This window comes from Anaerosalibacter sp. Marseille-P3206, assembly GCF_900155565.1.
Lineage (GTDB): Bacteria > Bacillota > Clostridia > Tissierellales > Sporanaerobacteraceae > FUHM01.
Map to the genome: position 1 here is coordinate 55,822 of NZ_FUHM01000002.1, position 26,998 is coordinate 82,819.

Genomic DNA, 26,998 nt, shown 5'->3' on the forward strand with positions numbered 1-26,998 from the left:
TTTCACCTCTTATTTTTTGTTTTTTTGTATATAATAATATTTGAGGTGATACTATGAGTATTGGAGCAAGAGATACGGCTCTTAAGATATTGATGGAAGTAAATCAAGATGGAGCTTATTCAAATATAGCTATAAAGAGAAATTTAAAAGGTGAGTTGGGAAAGCTTGATGAAAGCTTAGTTAGAGAAATAGTTTATGGTGTATTAGAAAATAGATTATATTTAGATTATATAATAGGAAAGTTTTCTAAAATAAAATTAAATAAAATGGAACCAGTAATATTGGAAATATTAAGGATAGGGATATATCAAATAAGATTTATGGAAAAGATACCAGATAGAGCAGCAGTTAATGAGTCTGTGAAATTGGCAAGGAAGCATTCCAATCCTGGTTCGGTGAAATTTGTAAATGGAATACTTAGAAATATCTCTAGAAAAAAAGAAAGTATAATAGATATAGATGAAAAAAATAAAATTGATTACTTATCTATTAAGTACTCACATCCTAAATGGTTAGTTAAAAGATGGATAGGAGAATATGGAGAGGAATTTACTGAAAAACTATGTATAGAAAACAATAACAAACCAAAATTAAATATAAGAGTGAATACTACTAAAACAACTAGAGTTGAATTAAAGAGTATACTTGAATCTAATGGTTTTGTAGTAAGTGAAACAAAATACTCTCTTGATGGTCTTATAGTTGACAATCCTTATAGAATTACTGATATGAAAGAGTATTTAGAGGGGTTATTTACTATACAAGATCAGAGTAGTATGCTAGTTGCACAAATTATGAATCCTAGTAAGGGAAGCTTTGTTATTGATCTATGTAGTGCCCCAGGAGGTAAAACTACTCATATCTCAGAAAAAATGAATAATGATGGTAGAATATTGGCAAGGGATATTTATGAACATAAACTAAAACTAGTCAAAGAAAATTATGAGAGATTAGGTAGTACTATTATAAAAACTGAAGTATTTGATGCTACTGTATTTGATGAGAATTTAGTTGAGAGTGCAGATTATGTATTAATTGATGCGCCATGTACTGGTTTAGGTATGATAAGAAGAAGGCCAGAGATAAAATGGAATCGTGTTGAAAAAGATATAAAAAGCATAACTGAAATTCAAAAGACTATTTTAAAAAATGGTAGTAGATATTTAAAACCTGGTGGAGTTTTAGTATATAGTACATGTACTATAGAGAAAGATGAAAATATAAACTTAATAACTGGTTTTGTGAAGGAAAATAAAAATTTTGAATTCTGTGGATTTGACCACTTACTTAGTTCAAACTATTCAATGAATACTTCAAAAGATGGTTATATTGAATTATACCCTCATATCCACCAAATGGATGGTTTTTTCATTGCTAAACTTACTAAGAAAAATAGATAATCTGTTATACCTTATGGTATAATATAGTATTAGAAAAAGCTAGGAGTGATTGATTGGAAAAGATAGATTTAAAATCCTTATCCATAGATGAATTAAAGGGATTATTTAAAAATATAGGTGAAAAAGAATATAGAGGGGTTCAAACATTTAGTTTTATTCATGGCAACATGATAACTAAAATATCTGATATAACTGTATTGTCGAAAACTTTAAGGGACAAGCTAGAAAAAAACTACTATATAAGTAATCTAGATATTGTAGAGAGATATGACTCAAAAGTAGATAATACAAAAAAATACTTATTTTTATTAGAAGATGGTAATATAATTGAAAGTGTAGTTATGGAATACAATTATGGTACTACAGCTTGTATTTCAACGCAAGTTGGTTGTAGAATGGGATGTGCATTTTGTGCATCCACTAAGGAAGGTCTTGTTAGAAGTTTGACACCAGGAGAGATATTGGGCCAAGTTTACGGTATTCAAAGGAATCTTGATATCAAGTTATCAAATTTAGTTTTGATGGGAAGTGGTGAGCCGCTAGATAACTATGAAAATGTATTAAAGTTTCTTTATTTATTACATAATGAAAAAGGACAAAATTTTAGTTTTAGGAATATCACATTATCTACTTGTGGTATAGTGCCTAAGATATATAAATTAGCAGAAGAAGAATTGCCAATAACTTTGTCTATATCCCTTCATTCTCCTTTTGATGAAGATAGAAAGAAGATGATGCCTATTGGCAAAGTATATTCAATAGATGAAATAATAAAAGCTTGCCATTATTATTTTGAAAAAACAAATAGAAGAATAACATTTGAATATACATTAATTAAGAATAAAAACGATAGAAAAGAGGATTTAGAAGAATTAAGTAGAATATTAAAAGGGCTTAATTGTCATATTAATTTGATTCCTCTAAATCCTATAAGAGAATATAAAGAAAACAAAGCAGATACAGAAGTGGTAACAAATTTTAAAATTGAATTAGAAAAAAGAGGAATAAATGCAACAATAAGAAAAGAAATGGGCTCAGATATTAATGCTGCATGTGGTCAACTTAGAAGAGATTATATAAGTAAGAGAAGTTGATCACGTTACAAAATAGCGAGGTGATGGCATGCAAATAGGAGTATGCACAGATAGAGGTAGATTAAGAGAAAACAATCAAGATTATTATTATTCTTCCAAGACACTAGATTTGCCTTTGTTCATTGTTGCTGATGGAATGGGAGGACATAAGGCAGGAGAAGTAGCAAGTAAAATGGCTGTTGAGATAATTGTTGAAGTATTTAATTCAAACAAAGTAAATGTATCAAAAGATGAGAAAACAATTATAAATACTATTAAACAAGCTATTGATGAAGCTAATGAAAAAATATATAAAAAGTCTCTTGCTAATTTAGAATTTAATGGAATGGGTACTACTTTGACAATGGCTTATATTCTAGGTAAAAAACTGTTGGTAGGCCATATTGGTGATAGTAGAGTATATATTATTCAGGATAATAAAATTTATCAAATAACTGAAGATCATTCTCTTGTTGCAGAACTAGTAAAGAATGGTAGTATTAGTGCCGAAGAAGCACAATATCATCCTCAAAAGAATATTATTACCAGAGCTGTTGGGACTAGTAAGAGTATTGATACAGATATTGTCATTGATGAAGTGAAAAAAGGTGATATAATCTTATTGTGCACTGATGGATTGACTAATATGATTGATGATTTAGAAATTAAAAACATAATTAAAGATAATGATGATATGCAAAAAGCATGTGAAGGTTTAGTAAAGAGAGCCAATGAATTAGGTGGACTAGACAATATAACAGCAATAGCTGTTAAAATTGTATGAAATGGGGTGGTTAGATGATTGGAAAAATTTTAGGCGGTAGGTATGAAATACTTGAAAAAATAGGTGGCGGAGGAATGGCTTTAGTTTATAAAGCTAGATGTCAGTTACTTAATAGATATGTTGCCATAAAAGTGTTAAGAGATGAATTTACTAATGATGAAGAATTTATTAAAAAATTCAGACATGAATCACAAGCAGCTGCAAGTTTATCTCATCCAAACATTGTAAGTATTTATGATGTTGGTTCAGAAGGTAATACTTACTATATTGTTATGGAATATATAAAAGGAAAAACATTAAAGGAAATTATTAAGGAAAAAGGTAAATTAACACCGGAAGAAACTATTAATTATTCCATACAAATAGCAGAGGCATTACAACATGCTCATAATAATCATATTGTTCATAGGGATATAAAACCACATAATATAATGGTTACAGAAGATAAAAGAGTTAAGGTAACTGATTTTGGTATTGCGAGAGCTGCTACATCTACTACAATGACAAATACTTCAAATGTAATAGGTTCAGTTCATTATTTTTCACCTGAACAAGCTAGAGGTAGATTTACAGATGAGAAGTCAGACATATATTCATTAGGGATAGTTATGTATGAAATGATTACAGGAAAAGTTCCATTTGAAGGTGAAAGTCCTATATCAATTGCACTAAAACATGTTGAGGAAGAAATCATTCCTCCTAGAACAATTGATGCTTCTGTACCTGAAAATATAGAATATATCATAATGAAATGTGTAAAAAAGAATCAAATTGAAAGATATAAAAATGCTGGAGAATTGTTAAGAGATTTGAGAAAAATTAAGTATTCTAATGGAGAAATAGATTTTATTGAAGATACTAATGAACTTGATTCAGCTACTAGGATTATACCAGTAGTTGGTGGTGAAGGAGAAACTAATGATATGGAAACAAAAAGAAAAGTAAAACAAAAAAAGAAGAATAGTAATGATAGTAGTAAAAAGGCAGTTTTCTGGGGAATACTTTTATCCTTTCTTGTTGCTACAGGTTTGTTTATAGGTTCTTTTAAATTTAAAGGACTATTTGGATCTAGTGAAGTAGAAGTTCCTAAGCTTATTGGATTACAAGAAGAAGTGGCTAAAGAAGAGATTGAGAGTTTGGGTTTGAAATTTGCAGTTAGAGAAAAAGTGAATAATTCTGAATTTCAGGAAGGCCAAGTTGTAGCTCAAAGTGTTGAACCTGGCACAAAGGTCAAGAAAAATTATCCAATTGAAGTAGATGTAAGTTTAGGTAGTAAGCTTGCTAAAGTTCCTAAATTAGAAAATAGGGATATTACGGAAGTAGATGAATTATTAGATAAAACTGGATTATCTGAAGGGGAAGTAAGATATGAATATAGCGATACTATACCTATAAATATTGTTATCAGTCAGGATCCAGACCCATATATGGAAGTGCCTGAAGGAAGTAAGGTAAGCTTAATTGTAAGTAAGGGACCTGAAACTAAAACTGTAATTATGCCTAAAATAACAGGATTAAAGGAAAATGAGGCTAAAAGAGCATTAATAGCTAACCAATTGAAAGTTGGAGAAGTTTTACCTGAATATAGTGATGATGTTCCGAAAGGTGAGGTAATTTGGCAGAGTATTGAAAGTGGTAATGAAATTGAAATTAATACTGCGATAGATATTTCTGTAAGCAAAGGCCCTGAAAAGAAAAATGAAGGTAATAATGGTACAGGTAATGAAGAAGTAGTAAGATCTATTAAAATAACATTGCCTCAAGATAGAAATCAAACTGAAGTGAAAATATACAGAACCCAAGATGGGGTTAGTGAATTGAAATATAATAGTGTCCATGATGTTAGTGAAGGAAGTATAGTGGTTAATTTAGAAGGAAAACCTAATGCTAAATTCGATATATACTTTGATGATGTATATCAGGTTACTTTACCTGATTAAAATTAGGGAGGTCTTGTATGCTAGAGGGAGTTATAACTAAAGGTGTTGGTGGCTTCTATTATGTAAAAACAGATAGAGGAGTATATGAATGTAGAGCAAGAGGTGCGTTTAGGGAAAAAAATATTACTCCTCTAGTTGGGGATAGAGTTTTAATTAGAGAATCTGATAGCAACAAAACAGGTTATGTAGAGGAAATATTTGAAAGAAAAACACAACTTAAGAGGCCACCTGTAGCCAATGTTTCACAGGCGGTTATAGTTGCTAGTATCAAGAATCCAGACCCTAATCTTTGGTTGTTAGACAGATTTTTGGTGTTAGCTGAAGGAGTAGGTATAAATATAGTTATTGTCATAAATAAAGTTGATTTAGTTGATACAAATACAATTGATAGTATTTGTAAAACATATGAAAAAGCAAGGTATAAGGTTATATTAACAAGTTCAATGACAGATGAAGGAATTGATGAGTTAAAAGAGGTCCTAAAAGATAATGTCACTGTATTTGCAGGACCATCTGGAGTTGGTAAGTCATCACTTTTAAATAAAATTCAAAAAAAATTAGAACTAAAGACAGGCGAAATTAGCAACAAAACGAAAAGAGGTAAACATACGACAAGACATACAGAATTATTAGAATTAGAATTTGGTGGATATGTTTTAGATACCCCTGGCTTTAGTTCATTGAACTTAGATTTTATAGAAAAGGAAGAAGATTTAAAGTATTATTTTAAAGAAATCGAAGAATACAGTACTCAATGTAAATTCTCCAGTTGCTTGCATATAAGTGAACCAGGTTGTCAAGTAAGAGAAAAAGTCGAATCTGGAGAAATAGGAAAGACCAGATATGAAAATTACCTAAGCTTTATCAATGAAATAAAAAGTAATAGGAGGTACTAAAATGACTAAAATCTCACCATCTGTATTATCATCAGATTTCAGTAGACTGAGTGAAGAGATTGAGAAAATTGAAAGTGGTGGAGCAGATTATGTACATTTAGATGTAATGGATGGAATTTTTGTTCCAAATATAACTTTTGGTCCACCAGTTATTAAAAAAATTAGAGGCACTACTGATTTGCCTTTTGATGTTCATTTAATGATTGATAGACCAGAAAGATATATTGAAGATTTTGCAAAAGCTGGAGCTGATATCATTACTGTACATCAAGAAGCTACTATTCATTTACATAGAACTATACAAGCTATAAAGAGTTGTGGAAAAAAAGTTGGTGTTGCATTAAATCCTTCAACTCCACTAGAAAGTATAGAATATGTTTTAGAAGATATAGATATGGTTTTAATTATGACTGTAAATCCAGGATTTGGTGGACAATCATTTATTCCTGCAATGGAGAGAAAAATAAAAACCCTTAGGAAAATGATTGATAATAATGGCTTAAATGTTGAAATTGAAGTAGATGGAGGAGTAAAGCTTGATAATGCAAAAGAAATAATTAGTTGGGGAGTAGATATATTGGTTGCAGGTTCGGCTATATTTGGAGGAAGAGATGTAATTGAGAAAACAAGAATGTTTAAGAATCTTTAATATATTTTCAATGTTTTTTGTGATACAATGAAGTTAGAACTCAATATTAACACTAGGGGAGCTCTTATAGCTGAGAGGGAACTATGGTTCCGACCCTTTTACCTGAACTAGGTAATACTAGCGTAGGAAAGTGATTTGTTAGTTTGTGAAACAAACCCATTGCCTTTTCAGGTGATGGGTTTTATTTTATTAAATAAGGGGGATTTAATATGTCGAAGAAATGGAATGTTAAGATGTTAGCAGAAGGAGGAATAATGATTGCGTTAGCAACACTTTTGAGCTTTATTAAAATTTATAAGGCTCCACAAGGGGGTTCAGTTACCGCTGGTAGTATGATTCCAATAATGATATTTGCTATGAGATGGGGACTGGGACCAGGATTATTAGTTGGTTGTGTATATGGGTTATTGCAATTTGCAATTGAACCATATATATATCATCCTATACAATTCTTATTGGACTATCCAATTGCTTTTGGATGTTTAGGACTAGCTGGTATTGCAAAAATGGATGATGAACAATTAAGTAATAATAAATATTTTATGATAGTTTTAGGGGTATTATTAGCTATAAGTGGAAGATTGATTTCACATTTACTTTCAGGGGTTATATTCTTTGCAGAATATGCTGGAGACCAAAATCCTTGGGTTTATTCTGCACTTTATAATGGAGGATATTTATTACCAGAATTTATTATATCTTCAATAATACTTGTACTAATTTGGAAACCTATAAGTAAAATACAAAAATAATTGAATTGAAAGGATTAAAATGAAAGGTCTTATAGTATCTAATGGTGAAATTAGTGATTTAAATATTTTAAAGTCTGTAATTAAAGATGTAGATTTTATTGTATGTGCAGATGGTGGTACAAACCATATTGCAGCAATCAATGTTATGCCAGATTTAGTAGTAGGTGATTTAGATTCTATTAGTAGTAATACTCTAGAGAAAATTGAAAGTAATAATATTAATATCGAGAGATATAATCCTAAAAAAGATGCTACAGATACAGAGTTAGCTACAGAGTACTTAATAGAAAAAGGATTTAAGGAAATTATTTTTATGGGAGTAACAGGTTCAAGAATTGATCATACATTAGGCAATATTCTTATACTAGACAAATTACTAAAAAGAGGAATTAAAGGTGTTATTATTGATGAAAATAATAGAGTTTATATTACTGATAGTGAATTATGTGTATCTAGAGAAGAGGGAACCTTCGTATCTATAATACCTATTACTTCTAACGGAGCAAAAGTCACATTGACAGGTTTTGAATATGAAACAGACAGGGTAGAGTTTGGTTTTTCATCTACTCTAGGTATTAGTAATAGAGTTGTAGAAGAGAATGGTTATATAAAAGTAGAAAATGGAACATGTTTAGTAATCATCTCAAAAGATTAAAAGCCTAGTTTAAGGCTTTTTCTTTTGTTTTTGCAACTATTGATTTTTTTTGAATACTATGTATAAAAGCTACTTTTGAGGTGATGTGCATGAAAAGGAAAAAGTTTTTCAAAAGACATGGTTATAGGCATTATAATAGATGCACTAAAAAAAATATATTTGGGATTATATTAATAATAATTGGGTTAATTTTAATCCTAAAAGTACTACCTTTAAATTTCTGGTTGTTTTTATTTGGTGTAGCTATTTTGTCTTTAGGCATATTTCTATATAAATGTAGATAAAAGAGCAAGAAAAAAGGCTTCCAGTGTAATATGGGAAGCCAAATTTTTATTGAAATTTTTTATAATGCTCTAGTTACATTTCCAGATCTGAGGCATCTTGTACAAACGTAGATTCTCTTAGGAGATCCATCCATAACAACTTTAACTCTTCTAACATTTGGAGCCCAAGATCTATTATTTTTCTTATTTGAGAAAGTTACTTTATTTCCGTAAGTTTTACCTTTTCCACATACCTCACAAAACTTAGCCATTTACAACACCTCCTTAACTGACTATATGACATACTATTACATACTATTACATAGTATATACATCATTACATAATAACAACATATATTCTAACACACGAGTGCATATAATTGCAATACATGATTTAAATATAAAAGTTAAACTAGGAATAGTTGAACTATTTTTTGTAATAAGGTAAAATATAGTTACAAATATTTTTGAGGAGGTTTTGGTAATGGGAAGTAAATTTAAAAATGACTACGGAACAGTTAGCATAGATGATAGTGTATTAGCAACAATTGCAGGATTGTCAGCCATGGAATGCTATGGTATCGTTGGAATGGCAAGTAAAAATGCTACAGAAGGTTTTTTTGAATTAGTAAAATGGGAAAACTTATCCAAAGGCGTAAAAGTATATACACAAGATAATGAGATAACTGTTGATTTGCATGTTATACTCCAATATGGAGTAAGGATTACAGTAGTTGCAGCAAATATAATCGAGAAAGTTAAATATAATTTAGAAAATTATACAGGACTTAATGTAAGTAAAATAAACGTACTAGTACAAGGAATTAATGTTCAAAAGTAATATAAGGAGGTACAAACTTTGAGAATAGAGTATATAGACGGTGCAACGCTGAAAAGGGCTTTTATTGGTGCAGCAAACTATCTTGAAGCAAATAAAGAAGAGGTTAATGCATTAAACGTATTCCCTGTACCTGATGGAGATACAGGAACCAATATGTCCCTAACTGTTCAATCAGCAATAAAAGAAATATTGAATCTTGATGAATGTAGTGCTGAAAAAGTAGCTCTAGCAGCTAGTAATGGTTCGTTAATGGGAGCTAGAGGAAACTCTGGAGTTATTTTATCTCAATTATATAGAGGATTTGCAAATGGATTAAAAGATAGAAAAAGTGTAGATACAACAGCTCTAGCCGAAGCTTTTAATTTAGCTTCTGAAACTGCTTATAAAGCTGTAATGAAGCCAACAGAGGGAACAATACTTACAGTGGCTAGGGGCTGTGCAGAAAAAGCAATAGAGATATCAAAAAAAGAAAAAGATGTAGTTATATTCATGAATAAGGTAATAGAACATGGAAATTATGTACTTAGCAAAACCCCGGAAATGCTTCCTGTACTTAAAGAGGCAGGAGTTGTGGATGCAGGTGGAAAAGGCTTAATGGTTATATTGGAAGGTTCCTTTAAAGCCTTGATTTCTCATGGAGAAATAAAATATGAACCTATTTCTGCTAAGAAAGATGAAGTTCATTTTGATCATGATGTATCAACGGGAGATATTAAATATGGATATTGTACTGAGTTCATTGTTAAGAAGACAAACAAAGATGTGGAAGAGTTTAGAAAAGAACTATCACTTTTTGGTGATTCTCTATTAGCAGTTGGTGGAGAGAATATGATTAAAGTTCATATTCATACAAATAATCCAGGTTTAGTTCTGGAAAAAGGATTGGCTATTGGTGAATTAAATGATATAAAAATAGACAATATGAGGGTTCAACATAGAAATCTTCTTATAGAAAATGAAGATCAAGTATATGAAAATAAAGTCTCAAAATCAAATAATATAAAAAAAGAGCCTAAAAAGTATAGTTTCATTACTGTTGCTATGGGTGATGGCATTTCAGATGTATTTAAAGATTTAAAAGTAGATTATGTTATTCCTGGTGGGCAAACAATGAATCCAAGTACAGAAGATATTTTAAAAGGTGTAGAAAAAGTAGATGGTGAGAATATCATTATACTACCCAATAATGGAAATATAGTTTTGGCAGCTGAACAAGCTATGAAAATTAGTGATAGAAACATAAAGGTTTTTCCAACTAAGACTATAGCAGAAGGAGTAAGTGCTCTCTTAGCTTTTGATTATGAAAAGGATTTAGATGAAAATCTAAAAGCTATGGAATTTGCAGTACAAAATGTTAAAACAGGTCAAGTAACTTATGCAGTTAGAGATACAGAAATCAATGGAGTTAAAATAAAAAAAGATGATATTATAGGAATATGTAAAGGAGAAATAATATCAAATGGTAAGAATAAAGATGATGTATCCCTTGAGCTGATAAGAGAAGTTGTAGAAGAGGATTCAGAAATCATTACTATATTTTACGGAAATGATATTACTGAAGATGAAGCGAATGAATTAGCAGAAAAAATAGAGAGTGAATTAGAAGATTGTGATGTTGAAGTAATCTATGGTGGGCAACCTCTATACTATTATATTTTTTCAATTGAGTGATTAACTTATCCCCTACCTATATAGGTAGGGGAAATATATTATTTGAGGTGTTAAAGTGGAAAGATTATCTATGTCAGTTCAATATGTTAAAGGGGTTGGACCAAAAAGAGCCACTAAGTTGAGACGATTAAATATATTTACAGTTGAGGATTTGATATATTTCTTTCCTAGAAGTTATGATGATAGGAGAAAATTTAGCAAGATAGTAGATTGTGTAGAAGGTGAAAAGCTTAGTTTAAAGGTTCAAGTGATTAATCATCCAACTGTGCTGAGGCCAAGAAGAAATCTTTCCATTTTAAAGTTGCCTGTGAAAGATGATACTGGAATGGCCTATTTAGTATGGTTTAATCAGGATTATTTAGCTGATAGTTTTAGGATTGGTCAAGTCTTAGCTGTAAATGGAAAAATAAAAAGAATTGGAAATGAAGTTCAAATAACAACTCCAGTTTATGAATTAGAAAACTCCTCCAAAGGAAAGATTGGAAGGATTATTCCCATATATCCATTAACAGAAAAACTTAGTAATAATGAAATGATTAAAATCGTTGGTAATGCACTTAAAGATAATTTAAATCAAGTTGTGGAAGTTTTACCTCAAGAGATTCTTGAAGAATTTTGTTTAATGCCTGTAAAAGAAGCCATATTAAATATGCATTTTCCAACAAGTGGAGATGAATTTCATCAAGCAAGAAGTAGATTAGTTTTTGAGGAACTGCTTATTCTTCAACTAGGATTATTTTTAATAAATAATAAGAATAAATCTGACAATCTAGGAATTATGTTTAAAAAGGTTTCAGAAGTTGAAAACTTTATTAAATCATTACCCTTTGAATTAACAGGAGCACAAAAAAGGGTCATTAAAGAAATTGAAAAGGACATGGAATGTGAAAGACAAATGAATAGATTAGTTCAAGGGGATGTTGGTTCAGGTAAAACAGTTATAGCAGTTCTAGCTATGATTAAGGCGTGGAAATCAGGTTATCAATCAGTTATGATGGCTCCAACTGAAATTCTCGCTACACAACATTATGAAACAGTTTCAGAAATGCTTAAAAACTATGATGTAAATTGTGAATTACTTGTTGGTAGTTTAACGAGTAAGAAAAAGGAAGAAATATTACAAAGACTAAAAGATGGAAAAATTGATGTACTTATTGGAACTCACGCTGTAATACAGGAAGATGTTGAATTTTATAAATTGGGTCTAGCTATAACAGATGAACAGCATAGATTTGGTGTTAAGCAAAGAGCCGTTTTATCACAAAAAGGATTAAATCCAGATATATTAGTTATGACAGCTACTCCTATTCCTAGAACTCTTGCACTAATCTTATATGGGGATTTAGATATATCTGTTATAGATGAATTACCTCCAGGTAGAAAAGAAATTGGTACATATGCAGTTGGCTTACAGATGGAAAAAAGAGTGACTGAATTTATAAAAAAACAAATTAGAGAAGGTAGACAAGCATATATAGTATCTCCACTAATTGAAGAGTCAGATTCCTTAGATTTGAAGGCAGCTGAGGAATTATATAATAAATTTAAAGATGGGGCTTTTAAGGGGTTTAGATTAGGACTACTTCATGGTAAAATGAAAGGTGAAGAAAAAGACTATATAATGCAGCAATTTAAGAATGGCGATATTGATATACTCATATCAACAACAGTTATAGAAGTAGGTGTAAATGTACCAAATGCTAGTATTATGGTGATTTATAATGCAGAGAGATTTGGCTTAGCTCAACTTCATCAATTAAGAGGCAGGGTTGGTAGAGGTGAATATAAGTCTTATTGTATTTTGATAAGTGAAGGGAAAAATAAAATAGCAAGAGAAAGAATGAGAATTATGCAAAAAACTAATGATGGGTTTGAAATATCTGAAAAGGATTTAGAGCTTAGAGGCCCAGGTGAATTTTTTGGAACAAAGCAACATGGACTTCCAGACTTAAAAATTGCTAATTTGTTTACAGATATGGATATATTAAAGTTGGTGCAAGTAAAAGCACATGATATTCTTGAAGAAGATCCAAATCTTCAAAAAGATAAATATAGTCTGATAAAATATAAAATAATCAAAATGTTTAAAGATAAAATTGATAATATAGTTTTAAATTAAAGATTTATTTTATTGTTATAAAATATATGTTAAAATATAGATAAAAGAGGAGTGATCTTTTGAGAGTAATCTCAGGTAGTAGAAAAGGTTTTAGATTGAAAGCTCCTAAAGGATTAGATACAAGGCCTACTCAAGACAGAATAAAGGAGTCACTGTTTAATATTATAGGTAAAATACATGAGGAATCTGTAGTTTTAGATTTGTTTTCAGGTTCTGGTGGAATTGGAATAGAATTTTTAAGTAGAGGTGCTAAAAAATCATATTTTATTGATGATTCTCAAGAAAGTATTAAGGCTATTAATGAAAACTTAGAAAAAACAAGTTTTAAGGGTCAGTCTGAGGTATATAAAAATGATGTTTTTAGAGCTGTAAAAGTATTAGGAAAGAATAATATTACTTTTGATTATATTTTTATGGATCCACCATATAACAAAGAACTTGAGAAAAAAGCATTGAAGTTAATTTGTGAAAGTCAAATTATAAATGAAGATACACTAATTATTGTGGAACATGGAAAGGGATTAGTACTTGAGGATTTTCTATTTTGCTTAAAGAAAGTTGATGAAAGAAATTATGGGGATACAACAGTAACATTTTATATTAAAAACATAATTTAGGAGGTAAAAAGATGCCAGTAATATATCCGGGAAGTTTTGATCCTGTAACTAATGGACATCTAGATATTATCAAAAGATGTTCAAATAAGTTTGATAAGGTTATTGTAGCAGTTTTAAATAATACTTCAAAGAATGTATTATTTACTATAGAAGAAAGAATAAAAATGCTAGAAATGACTGTAAAAGAATATGACAATGTAGAAGTTGATACATTTTCAGGGCTATTAATAGATTATGCAAAAGAGAAAAATGTTACAACAATGGTTAGGGGACTTAGGGCTGTTTCGGATTTTGAATATGAAATGCAAATGGCTCTAGCAAATAGAAAATTATTTTCTGACATTGAGACTTTATTCATGGTGTCTAACAGTGAATATGCATATCTTAGCTCTAGTATTGTAAAAGAAATAGCATCGTTCAATGGTGATGTATCATGTCTTGTTCCTAAAGTGGTGAATGAAGCCTTAAAACAAAAACTAAAAGGGGGTAAATAAGTTTTATGGATATATTGCAATTAATTGAGGAGATAGAAGATATTATTGAAGAAAGTTCATCCATACCTTTTTCAGGAAAAGTAATGATAGATAAAGATGAAATATTAGAAATCATAAAAGAGATAAGGATAAAACTACCAGATGAAATAAAACAAGCTAGTTGGGTAAAAGATGAGAAACAAAGAATTTTAGCTGAAGCTCAAAAAGAAGCAGATACAATAGTGAGTGAAGCAAGAACTCATTTAGAAGAATTAATTGATCATGATGAAATTACTAAATTAGCTCAAGTAAGAGCAGAGGAGATTATGGCTAGATCTCAAAATAATGCAAAAGAAATTCGTATAGGTGCTGTGGAATATGCAGATAATCTTTTAATGGAAACCCAAGAATATTTAAAGGAACAAATAGATATTCTTGATAAGAATAGACAAGAACTAAGAGGTATGAAATAAAACTATTTATTAAATAAGATTTTATTTATTGAACTTATTATTAAGCCATAAATTATTAAAAATACAATGCTATGCAATAATATTTGTAATGAAAAAGCAGAAACTTTAATCCAGCTAGTTATTGATAGTGTATTCCAAAATGTAATTTGAGGTTTAAATGAAGGTAAAGTCAAATTTGTGTATTTAAGTTTATAAAGGATATAACTATAAATGCTTGAAAAAGAACCATGTAATAATTTTGAAAACACATAGATTTTGCCATTTAGATCTGTAGTCTGTATAAAGCTTAAGGCTTGGCTATGAATTGAGAAACCACTCCATCCTATTAAAAAGTTAATTATCATAATTTTTGATAGGAAAGACAACTCTGTTAAATTGGAGATTTCGACACAACCAATTGTAATTTCAAACAGACCAGGCAATAAGGCTTCTAAAATTTTACAATTTGTTTTTAAGGGTGTTATAGCAATTATAATATTATTTATTATATCAATAAAGTTAGATGTTTTTAATATTTCCACTACAACAGAGTAGAATATCATAAATCCGCCAATTATTGTTAGAGAAGAGAATCCACTTTTAATACTATTAGCTAATAGATTAGCTATACTGACGTTATTGCTATAGTTTAGTAGTTTATTAAATGAATTTTTTATGCTTGCTTTAGTGAATTTTTGATTGTTTTTATCTCTTTTATATTGATAAAATCTAAAAATAATACCTACAGTTATTGCGCCCAAATAGTGGGGAAGAACTATTAAAGGACTAATTGTTTGATTGTTTAACATTCCTGTAGATACAGCTCCAATCATAAATATTGGGCCAGATGTACTACAGAAAGATAGTAGCCTTTGAGCTTCAACTTTTGTAAAGGTGTTTTCTTTTCTAAGAGAAGAGATTAATTTTACACCAACAGGGTAACCTGAGGTAAAACTCATTACAAGAGGGAAAGCGCCTTTTCCAGACACATTGAAAATAGGTTTCATTAATGGTTCTAATAGTGTTCCTATTAGGTCAACAAATCCAAAATTGATTAACAAGTCAGTTATAATAAAAAAGGGAAAAAGCGATGGAACTATAATATTAAACCATGTAAGTAGTCCTTTTTTAGCAGCAATTATACAGTTGTTTGGAAATCGAATCAAATTAATTACTAGCCATATGAATATTATTAAATAGAATATTATTTTAAGATTTTTCTTAGAATTCATCTTGTACCTCCATTTTTACAATAAATGGTTTTCTAAAATTCTTATTAATATAAGAATTTTAATATAAGCTTTTGTTCATATATATTTAAAATAAAGACATAATATGATTGATTTTAAAGAATGATTGAGGTGATTAAATGACTAACAAACCTAAAATTGGTTTAGCATTAGGATCAGGCTCAGCAAGAGGAATGGCACACATTGGTGTATTGAAGGCATTAGAAGAGCATGGGATTAACATAGATATGGTTTCTGGTAGTAGTGCTGGAGCTCTTATAGGAGGTTTATATTGTTCAGGAATAAAACCTGATATGATAAAAAACTTATCAATACAAATAGATAAAAAATTATGGATGGATTTTTCATTTCCAAGAAGAGGTATTTTAAAAGGAGAAAAAATAGAAGAAATTCTTAGGATTATAACAGGGGAAAAACAAATTGAAGATCTTGATAAGAAGCTAGCAATTGTAGCTACAGATTTAAAAAATGCTGAAGGGGTTATATTTACTAGCGGGCCTATTTCTAAGGCTATTAGGGCTAGTATTTCAATACCAGGTTTTTTTGAACCTGTAGAGCATAATGGCATATTATTAGTAGATGGTGGCGTTGTAGATAGGGTACCTATTTCTGTTGTTAAGGATATGGGTGCTGATATAGTCATTGCAGTTGATGTAGGATTTAGTGATTATAATAGCAGAGTATTTCATCTTCTTGATATCATGCAACAATCTATTGATGTGATGGCAAAGAGAATACTTGAAGCAGATAAGATATATGCAGACGTTATTTTGGAACCATCTCTATCTCATATTGACTCTTCTCAATTTGAAAGAGTAGAGGAGTGTGCAGAAATAGGATATAATTGTGCTATGGAAAAAATGGATGAAATATTAAAAATTATTGATACTTATGAAATAAAACACCTGACAGAGTGATTATGTAGCTTCAGGTGTTTTATTTGTTGATATATGGACTTGTTGTAAAGTCTTTATTTCCCAAGTTTATTTGATTGGTTCCCAATCCTAAGAAAAATAAATCTGTAGCAATTTTATCGTATTGAATTATTTCATCTAAGTAAGGATTTTTATACTTATAATAGTCAGAGAATCTATTTATTATGGGTAATTTTGAGTTGCTTTTTATTTTTCTTAATAGAAACATTCCCTTCTCATTCATTCCAAGTACTCTTATATAATTTGGATAAGAATTATTTAATCTAATAAAAGTTTTCTTATCAAGATTTAACAATAACTGGATTAAAATTCGCTGAATTCTTGATTTTGGATATCTTTTTGTTGTTGTCTCATCAATTACTTGCGTGATACTGTTATATTTTAAGCCATATTTTATGAGCCTATTTTCTAAGCCATTTTCCATATCTAATATTTGCAATAAAGTTTCTTTATCGACTGTTCTCAATAGATACATTAATATTTTAGAATAATTATCTAATTTATTAAAGTACTGATATCTATGCAAGTAGTCTAATAATATATTATAACTTTTAGGAGGTAAATTGTTTTTTACTATATCTAAATTATTATTAAACAATTCTTTTCTAATGGCAGTTGCACTTGCTATAGTATTAGAAATATCTTCTTCCTTATAGCCTTGGCCAACTCTATTTATCGTTATTGGGATTATATCAAAATTATACTTATATAGAATCTTTAAATATTCTATAGCCAATATATTATTTGAGGATTCTAATATGTTTTTAAAATCATATTTAACATTTCTTCTTTTACTAAGATATTCTACAGTTGCATTACTTCTAGCTATAGAAAATGATAGCCCATTATCTAAATGTTTTTTAAGTAAACTTTTATATTCATTAGGTTCTTCTACAAATAACTCTGCAAGTATTTTTAGAGGTTCTATATAACCTATTTCACTACCAAAAGAAATATAGTCTATGATATTTAAGCTATTTAAAAGTTTTATACCACCAAGGGCAAAGAGTTCCGCACTTTGAATAGAATAAATAGTAGGCATTTCAATCACTAAATCTACTCCATTTTCTACTGCCATTTTTGCTTTACTCCATTTATCAATAAGAGAAGGTTCACCTCTTTGGACAAAGGAACCACTCATTACAGCAACAGAGTAGTCACATCCTGTTATTTCTTTTGATTTATTTAAATGGTAAAGATGACCATAATGAAAGGGATTGTATTCCACAATAAAACTGACAACCTTCATTTAATACCTCCACAATTAGTATATTTATAAAGATTATAACACAAAATTTATAACAGTTGATTTTTTAATATAATTATAATATCATGATTAATAGGATTGTATTAAATTAAAGGAGGTATGACAAATGAATATTCTAGTAATAAACTGTGGTAGTTCATCATTAAAGTACCAATTAATAGATATGAAAGAGGAAAAAGTATTAGCTAAAGGTCTTTCAGAAAGAATAGGTATAGAAGGTTCTAGAATAAAACATAAAACAACTGGAAAAGATGAAGTGATTATTGAAAAGCCTATGGAAAATCACAAAGTAGTGCTTGAATTAGTGTTAAATGCATTGGTAGATTCAGAGTATGGCGCTATAAAATCCATGGATGAAATAAGTGCAGTAGGCCATAGAGTAGTACATGGTGGAGAAAAGTTTGCAACTTCTGTAAAGATTGATGATGAAGTAATGAAGGCTCTAAACGATTGTGTAGATTTGGCACCATTACATAATCCACCTAACATAATGGGAATTGAAGCTTGTAAAGAATTAATGCCAAATACACCAATGGTTGGAGTTTTTGATACAGCTTTCCATCAAACTATGCCAAAATCAAATTATATTTATCCATTACCTTATGAATTGTATGAAAAATATGGGGTGAGAAAATATGGCTTCCATGGAACATCTCATAAATATGTTTCATTGAAGACAGCTGAGATTTTAGGAAAAGATATAAAGGATTTAAAAATTATTACTTGTCATTTAGGAAATGGTGCAAGTGTTTGTGCTGTTGAAAATGGTAAATCAATAGATACTAGTATGGGCTTTACACCATTAGAAGGATTGGCAATGGGAACTAGAACAGGTGATTTAGATCCAGCTATAATTCCTTTCTTAATGGATAAAGAAAAATTAACAATTGAAGATGTTAATAATCTACTTAATAAGAAATCTGGAGTATTGGGTATATCTGGGGTAAGTAGTGATTTTAGGGATTTAGAAGAAGCGGCGGAAAAAGGTAATGAAAGAGCTGAACTTGCATTAGATGTATTTGTAAATAGAGTTAAGAAATACATTGGTGCTTATGCAGTATTAATGGGAGGAGCAGATGCAATAGTATTTACTGCAGGAATAGGCGAAAACTCAGCAGAAATGAGAGAAAAAATATGTGCTGGATTAGAGAATATAGGAATTGAAATTGATAGCGAAAAGAATAATATAAGAGGAAAAGAAGCTGTTGTAAGCAAAGATAGTTCTAAGGTTAAGATATTAGTAGTACCAACAAATGAAGAACTAATGATAGCAAGAGATACTAAAGAACTAGCTTAAATGCAATATATTTCTTGACAAATAAAGTCCACCTTTATATAATTAAACTTGTTAGATTTAAGAGGTGAAACTATGATTATTGATTTAACTGGTTTTCTCGATAGAACTACTGCTAACCTTCACTTTGATAACACTCTTGAAAAAGAAAGCATTGAAGTTGGTGGAAGAGAAATTATTTTTGAAAAACCAATTTTAGTTACTGTTGATGTATATAGAGTAGATGGTAGCGACTATTTAAGTGGTTATGTAAATTATGAATACACTGAAAGTTGTGCCCGTTGTTTAAAACAGTTTACTCAAGAAGTAAAGGGTGTGTTATCTGGAAGACTCATTGAAAAAACTAACGATTACGATGAGGATGAAATAGATGAAGATGTTATTAACTACGAGGGAGAAATCTTGGATTTAACTGAGCATATAATGAATGCTATAGTTTTGTCCTTACCTATGAAATCTCTTTGCAGTGAAGATTGCAAGGGATTGTGTCCAAAATGTGGCAAAGACCTAAATAAGGGAAAATGTGATTGTACTATAGAAGAGATTGATCCAAGGTTAGCAAAGTTAAAGGATTTATTTAAGTAAATTAAGGAGGTGTTTTCGTTGGCAGTACCAAAAAGAAAAGTGTCAAAAGCAAGAAGAGATAGAAGAAGAGCCTCTGCTTATAGGCTTTCAAGGATGTCAGCTGTAGAATGTCCACAATGTCATGAATTGAAATTACCACATAGAGTATGTCAATCATGTGGATATTACAGAGATAAGGAAATAATCGACGTTGAATAGTAATAAAAGATAGTGAGAGTGATCACTATCTTTTTCATTTATTTATGGTTGCAATTTTATATTATGTAATATATATTAAATACAGTAGTGTAAATTGCTTTGTTACAGGAGGTTAAAATGAGGATAATAGTTGATGCCATGGGGGGCGATAGAGGACCTAGTGAAGTGGTTAAAGGTTCTATTCAAGCTATAAATGAATATGACATAAGTGTAGTTCTTGTTGGGAATGATAAGATTTTAAAAGAAGAACTAGCAAAAAACAATTTCCATGATGATAGGATTCAAATAATACATGCTGATGAAATGATAACAAATGATGATTCTCCATCTATGGCTATAAGGAGAAAGAAGAATTCTTCAATGGTAATAGGTTTAAATAGTTTAAATAATGGCGAAGGAGATGCTTTTATATCTGCAGGCAATACAGGTGCACTTCTTGCTGGAGGATTATTCTTAGTAAAAAGGATAGAAAAAGTAGAGAGAGCTGCTATATCTACTGTTTATCCAACTAAAAAGGGAATGTCTCTATTAATAGATGCAGGTGCAAATATAGATTGTAAGCCACAATTTTTAGAACAATTTGCTATTATGGGTTCAATATATGTAGAAAATGTTTTAGGAATAAAATCTCCAAAAGTAGGACTTGTAAATGTTGGAACTGAAGCAGAAAAAGGAAATCTATTAGTTAAAGAAACTTATTCTATACTAGAAAGATCAAATATTAATTTTGTTGGAAATGTTGAGGCAAGAGAAATTCCTGAGGGAGTTGTAGATGTAATGGTATGCGATGGGTTTGTTGGAAATGTTATACTCAAACTGACGGAAGGTCTCGGGCAAACAATATTTTCTACTTTAAAAGAAGAGTTTTCAAGTAGCTTTTCTTCAAAATTGGGAGCATTGTTGTTAAAATCACAGTTGAAATCTTTTAAGAATAGGTTCGACTATAGAGAATATGGTGGAGCACCACTTTTAGGTGTCAAAAAGCCTGTTATAAAAGCCCATGGTAGTTCTGATGCATTGGCTTTTAAGAATGCAATAAAACAAGGCAAAATTTTTGTAGAAAAAGAAGTAATAAAAACAATAGAACGAGATATAAATAATTCTAGAAACTAATTTTGAAAGGAGGTGTAAATTGTGGTACTTGAGAGATTAAAAAAGATTATATCAGAACAATTAGATGTAAACGAAGATGATATAAAAAAAGATTCTTCGTTTCAAGATGATTTTAATGCCGATTCACTTGATATTGTTGAATTAATAATGGCTCTTGAAGATGAGTTTGAACTTGAAATAGAAGATGATGAGATTGAAAAATTGAAAACTGTAGGAGATGCTGTTGAATATATCCAAAATCATATTGATGATGTGGAATAAGTGATCCTATACATAGGTCTCGATGATTCGAGACCTCAAGAATATTCTTGGGGGTAGCAATATGAGGAAAAATAGTGAAAGAATTGAATCTTTATCAAAGTTTGAGGAAGTAATTGATTATAAATTTAAAGATATAACTATTTTAAATAGAGCATTAACTCATAGTTCCTATGCTAACGAACATAAAAAATCAAGTATTAGCTATAATGAACGTTTAGAATTCCTAGGGGATTCTGTTCTTAGTTTAATTGTAAGTGATTATATATATAAAAAATACCCTGATTATCCTGAAGGTGATTTAACAAAATTGAGAGCAGCTGTAGTATGTGAACTTGCATTAGCATATATAGCTAAAAATTTAAAACTTGGTGATTATTTGTTGTTGGGAAAAGGAGAGGAAGCTACGGGTGGTAGAGATAGAACTTCAATTTTAGCAGATGCCCTAGAAGCTCTTATTGGGGCTATATATCTTGATAGGGGATTAGAGGCTTCTAAACAGTTTGTTATCAATTTACTAGAAAACGAAATAATACAAGCTGCAAAAGAAGGAGATTTATTTACAGATTATAAAACTAAATTGCAAGAAACACTACAAAAAACCTCTAAATCTAAAATTGAATACAAAATTGAAAAAGAAGTAGGGCCTGATCACGATAAGAAGTTTTATATGTCAGCTATTATTAATTCAGAAGTTTGTGGAAGAGGATGGGGAAGAAATAAAAAAGAAGCAGAACAGATGGCAGCAAAAGAAGTTTTAAATAGGATGGGTGTTTATTATGAGTAAAGACTATTACATAATACCAATATTTGTACCACATTTGGGTTGTCCACATGATTGTGTGTTTTGTAATCAAAAGAGAATTACAGGACTTTCAACTCTTATGACAAGTGAAAAAGCAGATATTATTATAAAAGAACATTTGAAAACAATACCATCGAAAGATAGATTTTTAGAAATTGCTTTTTATGGTGGAAGTTTTACTGCAATTGACAAAGATGTACAAGTTGAACTTTTAGAAGTAGCTTATAAATACAAAAAGGAAGGAAAGGTCGAAAGAATTAGATTATCTACACGACCTGATTATATAGATGAAAGAGAACTTCTTCTTTTAAAGGAATATGGTGTAGATATTATTGAATTAGGAGTTCAGTCTTTAGATGAAGAAGTTTTGTTTCATAGTGGTAGAGGTCATACTAGTGAAGCGGTATACAAAGCATCTAAGTTGATTAAAGAAAATGGTTTTTACCTAGGTCACCAGATGATGATTGGTCTTCCAAAAGATACATATGAGAAGGCATTATATACTGCAAAAGAAATAGTAAAGATGGAACCTTTTTGTGTAAGAATTTATCCCACATTAGTCATTAAAGATACTTATCTAGAAGATATGTTTTTAGAAAAAAGGTATAAGCCATTATCATTGGATGAAGGAGTAGATATTTCTACAGATTTACTTATGATATTTAATTACTATGATATTGATGTTATTAGAGTAGGCTTACAACCTACTAAAAATATAACTATAGGCAAGGATGTTGTAGCAGGACCTTTTCACCCTTCTTTTAGACAATTGGTAGAATCTAATATTTACAAAAAAGTATTAGAAGAATATTTAAGTCAAAATGATTTACAAAAATCAAAGGATTTAGTTTTTGAAATTGATAATAAAGAAATTTCTAATTTTGCTGGTCAAGGTTCAAAAAATATTAAATGGCTAAAAGAAGAACAACATTTTTCCAATGTAAAAGTTTTTGGTAAGGAACTACCTAAAAATATTTTCTATGTGAAAAACGGTGAGGTTTATGATAAAATTGATAAGAAAGTATTTATGAAAGAGTATTTACTTAAAAAAAGTTTAATTTAAATATTTAGTATTCAGGTTTCCTAATTGGAAACCTTTTTAGATAAGTGATGAAGAGGTGTTTGCTTTGCATTTAAAGAAGCTAGAAATTCAAGGGTTTAAGTCATTTGCTGAGAAAACCGAAATTGAATTTAAAGATGGAATAACTGGTATAGTTGGACCAAACGGTAGTGGGAAAAGCAATATTTCTGATGCTATAAGATGGGTATTGGGAGAACAAAGTGTTAAAACACTGCGTGGCAATAAAATGGAAGATATTATATTTGCAGGTACTGATAAGAGAAAACCACTAGGCTTTTCTGAAGTTACTATTACTTTTGATAATAAAGATGGAATTATACCTATAGATTATTCTGAAGTTTCCGTAATGAGACGAATTTTTAGGTCTGGAGAGAGTGAATACTACCTAAACAAAAATTCTTGCAGACTAAAAGATATTAGAGAGCTATTTATGGATACAGGAGTAGGCAAAGATGGTTATTCTATTATTGGACAAGGCCGAGTAGATGAGATATTGAGTACAAGATCTGAAGATAGAAGAAATATCTTTGAAGAGGCTGCTGGTATCGTTAAGTATAAGGCTAGAAAAGAAGAGGGAGAAAAAAAGCTAGAAAAAACAAATGAAAATCTTATTAGAATCAATGATATTATATATGAATTGGAACAACAACTGGAACCATTAAAGAATCAATCAGATACAGCTAAAGAATATGTTAAGCTATCAAATAGACTTAAAGATTTAGAAGTAAGCTTATTTATTAAGGAAATAGATAGACTTACTAGTGAATTATTAGAAATTGAAAATGATAAAAAGACTATAACTGAACAAGCTAGAATCTATATGGAAGAAAAGGAAAAAATAGAAAACAAATATTTATCTATTAAAAGTCAAATTGAAGATATGGACAATTCAATAGAAGAGCTTCAAAACGAAAAATATACACTTCAAAGTGATATAGAAAGAAATGAGAATAAATTAGTTCTATATGAACAGAATGAAAGTTTTTATACAAAAGAGAAGGAAAGACTAGAAAATGAAAAAAAATTACTTATTAATAAGTCTAAAGAATTTCTAGCTGAAAAAGATGAAATAATAGATAAAATAAGGGAAAAGGAAAATGAATTAGTTCTTTTAAAAGAAAAGTGTAAAGAACAGGAAAGCTTTTTAGAAAAACTCAATGAGGAGATAAATAAAAAGGAAAAGTCTATTGATGAAGAGAGAAATAGTGTTGTTGAAATATTTAATCAGATATCAGAAAAAAAGAATAAAGTAAATAGCTTAAATTCATTCAAAGAAAGTATGAATAAGCGAATTTTAGAGATAGAAAAAGAAATAGTAGAGTTAGATTCTGATAAAGAATATAAAGAAAAAACAAAAAATAAGTTATTAATTGATGATAGAGAAAAGAAAGAACAATTATTGCAGCATTCGGAGTTTAGAAATAAATATTTAAAAGAAGGAAATATACTTAAAGAAGAACAAGGCACATTAGTTAAGAGTGTTAATGAAATAAGAGGAACATTACAAGGGAAACTATCTAACTATAATTTGCTGAAAAATATGGAGGATGACTATGAAGGTTATTATAAAAGTGTTAGGAATTTACTTTTAGCTTCAAGAAATGAACCAAGATTAAATCAAGGAATAGTTGGTGTTGTAGGTGAACTTTTAAAAGTTCAAAATTCCTATGAAAAAGCTATAGAGGTCGCTTTAGGTTCTAGCATTCAAAATATTGTTACACATACAGAAGAAGATGCAAAAGACGCAATCAATTATTTAAGACAATATAATATGGGTAGAGTTACTTTTCTTCCTATTTCAGCAATAAAAGGTAGAAAACTAAGCTTAAATATGGCTGATATTCTTAAATTAGGTGGTATTAATATTGCCTCAGAACTAGTAGAGTTTGATGAAAAGTATAAGAATATATTTGAGTATTTATTAGGCAGAACACTAGTGGTTAAGGATATGGATTGTGGTATTCAAATTGCTAAAAAATATGGCTATTCATTTAGAATTGTTACATTAGAAGGAGATGTACTTAATCAAGGGGGCTCTATAACAGGGGGAAGTATGTCTAAAAGCAATACTAATATTCTAAGTAGAAAAACAAGAATTGAAACTTTATTAGAGGAGATAAATGATTTAAAAACTATTCTTAAAAACGCTGAAGATAGATTGGCGGTTATTGTAAATGAAAATGAAAAGATAAATATTAGAATTAAGGATGAAGAAGATAAAATTCAATCAATTAATATTGAAATTATAAATTTAAATAATGAAATTCAAAAATTGTTATCCGATATAGAAAAAGATAATATATCTATAAACAAATATAATAGTGAAATTAGTAAGTTAAATGAAGAAAAAGAGAACATTGAAAATGAAATAAATTGTTTAATTAAAGAGGCTACTCAGTTAGAAGAAGGAAAAGAATTAGCTTCAGGAAATATTAAAGAAATGCTTGAGAACTTTGAAAAGAAAAGGGAGTTAAAGGAACAAACGGCATTAAAGGTAACTGATTTTAAAATTGAAATTAATGATATTGAAAACAACTTAAATTCCCTAAAAGAAAGAGTTGAAGCAATAGAGATTGATTATGAAAATACATTAGTTAATATAAAATCAAAAGATTTAGAGCATGATAAAAACTCCTCCGAAATTGATGGAATTGAGGAAGTAAGGTCAAATACAAAAACGGAGATAGATGAATTTAAAATACTTTTAAATAATAATATAGAAAAGCTAAATAAATTAAAAATGGAAAAGGATAAATTTATTGAAAATTTTTCACTAGAGCAACAAAAACTTAAAGTGATAAGTGAAAAAGCAAGTCAATTAGAGAAAAAGCTTAGTGCACTAGATGTGAAACATACAAAGTTTAGTGTTCAAATCGAGAATTATAATACTAGATTACTTGAAGATTATGAATTAAATTACGAAAAAGCTCTTGAACATAGAATTGAAATTCACGATAATAAGATTGTTAATAGAGAAATAAAAGAAATAAAAGATAATATAAGAGAATTAGGTACTGTAAACCTAGGTGCTATAGAAGAGTATAAGAGAATTAAAGAGAAATATGATTTTATGAGCAAACAGAGAGAAGATTTATTGACAGCTAAAAAATCGCTTAATGAAGTTATAAAAGATATGGAAATAAAAATGGAAGAACAATTCATGGAAAACTTTGATGTTATAAGGAAAAATTTCATAGAAGTGTTTAAGGAGTTGTTTGGCGGGGGTAAAGCGGATATTTACTTGATGGATGAAGAAAATATACTTAATAGTGGCATAGAAATAATAGCCCAACCACCTGGGAAAAAGCTTCAGAGTCTTTCTCTTTTGTCAGGAGGGGAAAAATCACTGACAGCAGTGGCTCTTTTGTTTGCAATATTAAAAACTAGACCTACACCTTTTTGTATTCTAGATGAAATTGATGCGGCGCTTGATGAAGCGAATATTTCTAGATATACAAGTTATTTGAAGAATTTTTCAGATAATACTCAATTTATAATGATAACTCATAGAAAGGGAACTATGGAAATAGCTGATATTCTCTATGGTGTTACCATGGAAGAAGAAGGTGTAAGTAGATTGGTTTCAGTTAAGTTATCTGATAAATTTTCGGGAAAAGTAAGTTAAAG

General features: G+C 29.6%; 26 protein-coding genes and 1 riboswitch. Of the genes, 23 read left to right on the forward strand and 3 right to left on the reverse strand.

What is annotated here, in order from left to right; translation table 11 throughout:
• The first annotated feature begins 53 nt into the window (after positions 1 to 53).
• The 8 genes from rsmB (at position 54) to BQ9840_RS01485 (ending at position 8,149) form a co-directional block, all read left to right on the forward strand.
• Positions 54 to 1,400: a 16S rRNA (cytosine(967)-C(5))-methyltransferase RsmB gene (rsmB, locus tag BQ9840_RS01450; RefSeq protein ID WP_077367351.1), complete on the forward strand. Its 1,347-nt coding sequence runs from the start codon at positions 54 to 56 to the stop codon at positions 1,398 to 1,400.
• Between the two features lie 53 nt (positions 1,401 to 1,453).
• Positions 1,454 to 2,494, forward strand: coding sequence for a 23S rRNA (adenine(2503)-C(2))-methyltransferase RlmN (gene rlmN, locus BQ9840_RS01455; RefSeq protein WP_077367353.1), 1,041 nt, complete (start codon positions 1,454 to 1,456; stop codon positions 2,492 to 2,494).
• A gap of 28 nt (positions 2,495 to 2,522) precedes the next feature.
• Positions 2,523 to 3,257, forward strand: coding sequence for a Stp1/IreP family PP2C-type Ser/Thr phosphatase (locus tag BQ9840_RS01460; RefSeq protein WP_077367355.1), 735 nt, complete (start codon positions 2,523 to 2,525; stop codon positions 3,255 to 3,257).
• A gap of 14 nt (positions 3,258 to 3,271) precedes the next feature.
• Positions 3,272 to 5,197: a Stk1 family PASTA domain-containing Ser/Thr kinase gene (pknB, locus tag BQ9840_RS01465; RefSeq protein WP_077367357.1), complete on the forward strand. Its 1,926-nt coding sequence runs from the start codon at positions 3,272 to 3,274 to the stop codon at positions 5,195 to 5,197.
• Positions 5,198 to 5,214: 17 nt separating this feature from the next.
• Positions 5,215 to 6,093, forward strand: coding sequence for a ribosome small subunit-dependent GTPase A (gene rsgA / locus BQ9840_RS01470; protein ID WP_077367359.1), 879 nt, complete (start codon positions 5,215 to 5,217; stop codon positions 6,091 to 6,093).
• A 1-nt stretch (position 6,094) separates the two neighbouring features.
• On the forward strand, positions 6,095 to 6,742 hold the full coding sequence (gene rpe / locus BQ9840_RS01475) for a ribulose-phosphate 3-epimerase (RefSeq protein ID WP_077367361.1): 648 nt from the start codon (positions 6,095 to 6,097) through the stop codon (positions 6,740 to 6,742).
• A gap of 44 nt (positions 6,743 to 6,786) precedes the next feature.
• Positions 6,787 to 6,888, forward strand: a riboswitch (TPP riboswitch).
• 63 nt (positions 6,889 to 6,951) lie between these two features.
• Positions 6,952 to 7,494, forward strand: coding sequence for an energy-coupled thiamine transporter ThiT (gene thiT, locus BQ9840_RS01480; RefSeq protein ID WP_077367363.1), 543 nt, complete (start codon positions 6,952 to 6,954; stop codon positions 7,492 to 7,494).
• Positions 7,495 to 7,513: 19 nt separating this feature from the next.
• Positions 7,514 to 8,149: a thiamine diphosphokinase gene (locus BQ9840_RS01485; protein WP_077367365.1), complete on the forward strand. Its 636-nt coding sequence runs from the start codon at positions 7,514 to 7,516 to the stop codon at positions 8,147 to 8,149.
• 343 nt (positions 8,150 to 8,492) lie between these two features.
• Here the strand turns inward: BQ9840_RS01485 and rpmB are convergent, their stop codons facing one another.
• On the reverse strand, positions 8,493 to 8,684 hold the full coding sequence (gene rpmB, locus BQ9840_RS01490; protein ID WP_077367367.1) for a 50S ribosomal protein L28: 192 nt from the start codon (positions 8,682 to 8,684) through the stop codon (positions 8,493 to 8,495).
• A 212-nt stretch (positions 8,685 to 8,896) separates the two neighbouring features.
• On the opposite strand from rpmB, the gene BQ9840_RS01495 reads away from it, so the two are divergent.
• The 6 genes from BQ9840_RS01495 to BQ9840_RS01520 are packed head-to-tail and all read left to right on the forward strand — an operon-like array spanning position 8,897 to position 14,606.
• Positions 8,897 to 9,253, forward strand: a complete 357-nt coding sequence (locus tag BQ9840_RS01495; protein WP_077367369.1) for an Asp23/Gls24 family envelope stress response protein — start codon at positions 8,897 to 8,899, stop codon at positions 9,251 to 9,253.
• 18 nt (positions 9,254 to 9,271) lie between these two features.
• On the forward strand, positions 9,272 to 10,924 hold the full coding sequence (locus BQ9840_RS01500) for a DAK2 domain-containing protein (protein ID WP_077367371.1): 1,653 nt from the start codon (positions 9,272 to 9,274) through the stop codon (positions 10,922 to 10,924).
• A 55-nt stretch (positions 10,925 to 10,979) separates the two neighbouring features.
• Positions 10,980 to 13,043, forward strand: coding sequence for an ATP-dependent DNA helicase RecG (gene recG, locus BQ9840_RS01505; RefSeq protein WP_234978593.1), 2,064 nt, complete (start codon positions 10,980 to 10,982; stop codon positions 13,041 to 13,043).
• A 59-nt stretch (positions 13,044 to 13,102) separates the two neighbouring features.
• Positions 13,103 to 13,660, forward strand: coding sequence for a 16S rRNA (guanine(966)-N(2))-methyltransferase RsmD (gene rsmD, locus BQ9840_RS01510; RefSeq protein WP_077367373.1), 558 nt, complete (start codon positions 13,103 to 13,105; stop codon positions 13,658 to 13,660).
• An 11-nt stretch (positions 13,661 to 13,671) separates the two neighbouring features.
• Positions 13,672 to 14,154 carry a pantetheine-phosphate adenylyltransferase gene (gene coaD / locus BQ9840_RS01515; RefSeq protein ID WP_077367375.1) on the forward strand — a complete coding sequence of 161 codons (483 nt, stop codon included), beginning with the start codon at positions 13,672 to 13,674 and terminating at the stop codon, positions 14,152 to 14,154.
• A gap of 5 nt (positions 14,155 to 14,159) precedes the next feature.
• Positions 14,160 to 14,606 (forward strand): ATPase, encoded by a 447-nt coding sequence (locus BQ9840_RS01520; protein ID WP_077367377.1) that lies wholly within the window; start codon positions 14,160 to 14,162, stop codon positions 14,604 to 14,606.
• Between the two features lie 2 nt (positions 14,607 to 14,608).
• Here BQ9840_RS01520 and ylbJ read toward each other — a convergent pair whose 3' ends face one another.
• Entirely contained in the window at positions 14,609 to 15,817 is a 1,209-nt protein-coding gene (gene ylbJ, locus BQ9840_RS01525; protein ID WP_077367379.1) for a sporulation integral membrane protein YlbJ, read from the reverse strand.
• Positions 15,818 to 15,954: 137 nt separating this feature from the next.
• Here ylbJ and BQ9840_RS01530 point away from each other — a divergent pair, with 137 nt between their 5' ends.
• Positions 15,955 to 16,752, forward strand: a complete 798-nt coding sequence (locus BQ9840_RS01530; protein WP_077367381.1) for a patatin-like phospholipase family protein — start codon at positions 15,955 to 15,957, stop codon at positions 16,750 to 16,752.
• 19 nt (positions 16,753 to 16,771) lie between these two features.
• Here the strand turns inward: BQ9840_RS01530 and BQ9840_RS01535 are convergent, their stop codons facing one another.
• Complete coding sequence (locus BQ9840_RS01535; protein ID WP_077367383.1) at positions 16,772 to 18,019, reverse strand: nucleotidyltransferase; 1,248 nt, start codon at positions 18,017 to 18,019, stop codon at positions 16,772 to 16,774.
• A gap of 124 nt (positions 18,020 to 18,143) precedes the next feature.
• Between BQ9840_RS01535 and BQ9840_RS01540 the strand changes: the two genes are divergently transcribed.
• The 8 genes from BQ9840_RS01540 to smc all read left to right on the forward strand — a co-directional run bounded on the left by BQ9840_RS01540 (position 18,144) and on the right by smc (position 26,996).
• A complete protein-coding gene (locus BQ9840_RS01540) occupies positions 18,144 to 19,334 on the forward strand; it encodes an acetate/propionate family kinase (protein WP_077367385.1) in 1,191 nt (396 codons plus the stop codon).
• A 72-nt stretch (positions 19,335 to 19,406) separates the two neighbouring features.
• Positions 19,407 to 19,916: a YceD family protein gene (locus BQ9840_RS01545; protein ID WP_077367386.1), complete on the forward strand. Its 510-nt coding sequence runs from the start codon at positions 19,407 to 19,409 to the stop codon at positions 19,914 to 19,916.
• A gap of 18 nt (positions 19,917 to 19,934) precedes the next feature.
• On the forward strand, positions 19,935 to 20,114 hold the full coding sequence (gene rpmF / locus BQ9840_RS01550; RefSeq protein ID WP_077367388.1) for a 50S ribosomal protein L32: 180 nt from the start codon (positions 19,935 to 19,937) through the stop codon (positions 20,112 to 20,114).
• 117 nt (positions 20,115 to 20,231) lie between these two features.
• Positions 20,232 to 21,227, forward strand: a complete 996-nt coding sequence (gene plsX, locus BQ9840_RS01555; protein ID WP_077367390.1) for a phosphate acyltransferase PlsX — start codon at positions 20,232 to 20,234, stop codon at positions 21,225 to 21,227.
• A gap of 21 nt (positions 21,228 to 21,248) precedes the next feature.
• Complete coding sequence (gene acpP, locus BQ9840_RS01560; RefSeq protein ID WP_077367392.1) at positions 21,249 to 21,488, forward strand: acyl carrier protein; 240 nt, start codon at positions 21,249 to 21,251, stop codon at positions 21,486 to 21,488.
• Positions 21,489 to 21,549: 61 nt separating this feature from the next.
• Positions 21,550 to 22,272: a ribonuclease III gene (rnc, locus tag BQ9840_RS01565; protein WP_077367394.1), complete on the forward strand. Its 723-nt coding sequence runs from the start codon at positions 21,550 to 21,552 to the stop codon at positions 22,270 to 22,272.
• Positions 22,265 to 23,353, forward strand: coding sequence for an elongator complex protein 3 (locus tag BQ9840_RS01570; RefSeq protein ID WP_077367396.1), 1,089 nt, complete (start codon positions 22,265 to 22,267; stop codon positions 23,351 to 23,353). Before rnc ends, BQ9840_RS01570 begins: the two co-directional genes overlap by 8 nt.
• A 64-nt stretch (positions 23,354 to 23,417) precedes the next feature.
• On the forward strand, positions 23,418 to 26,996 hold the full coding sequence (gene smc / locus BQ9840_RS01575) for a chromosome segregation protein SMC (RefSeq protein ID WP_159436055.1): 3,579 nt from the start codon (positions 23,418 to 23,420) through the stop codon (positions 26,994 to 26,996).
• Positions 26,997 to 26,998: the final 2 nt, after the last annotated feature.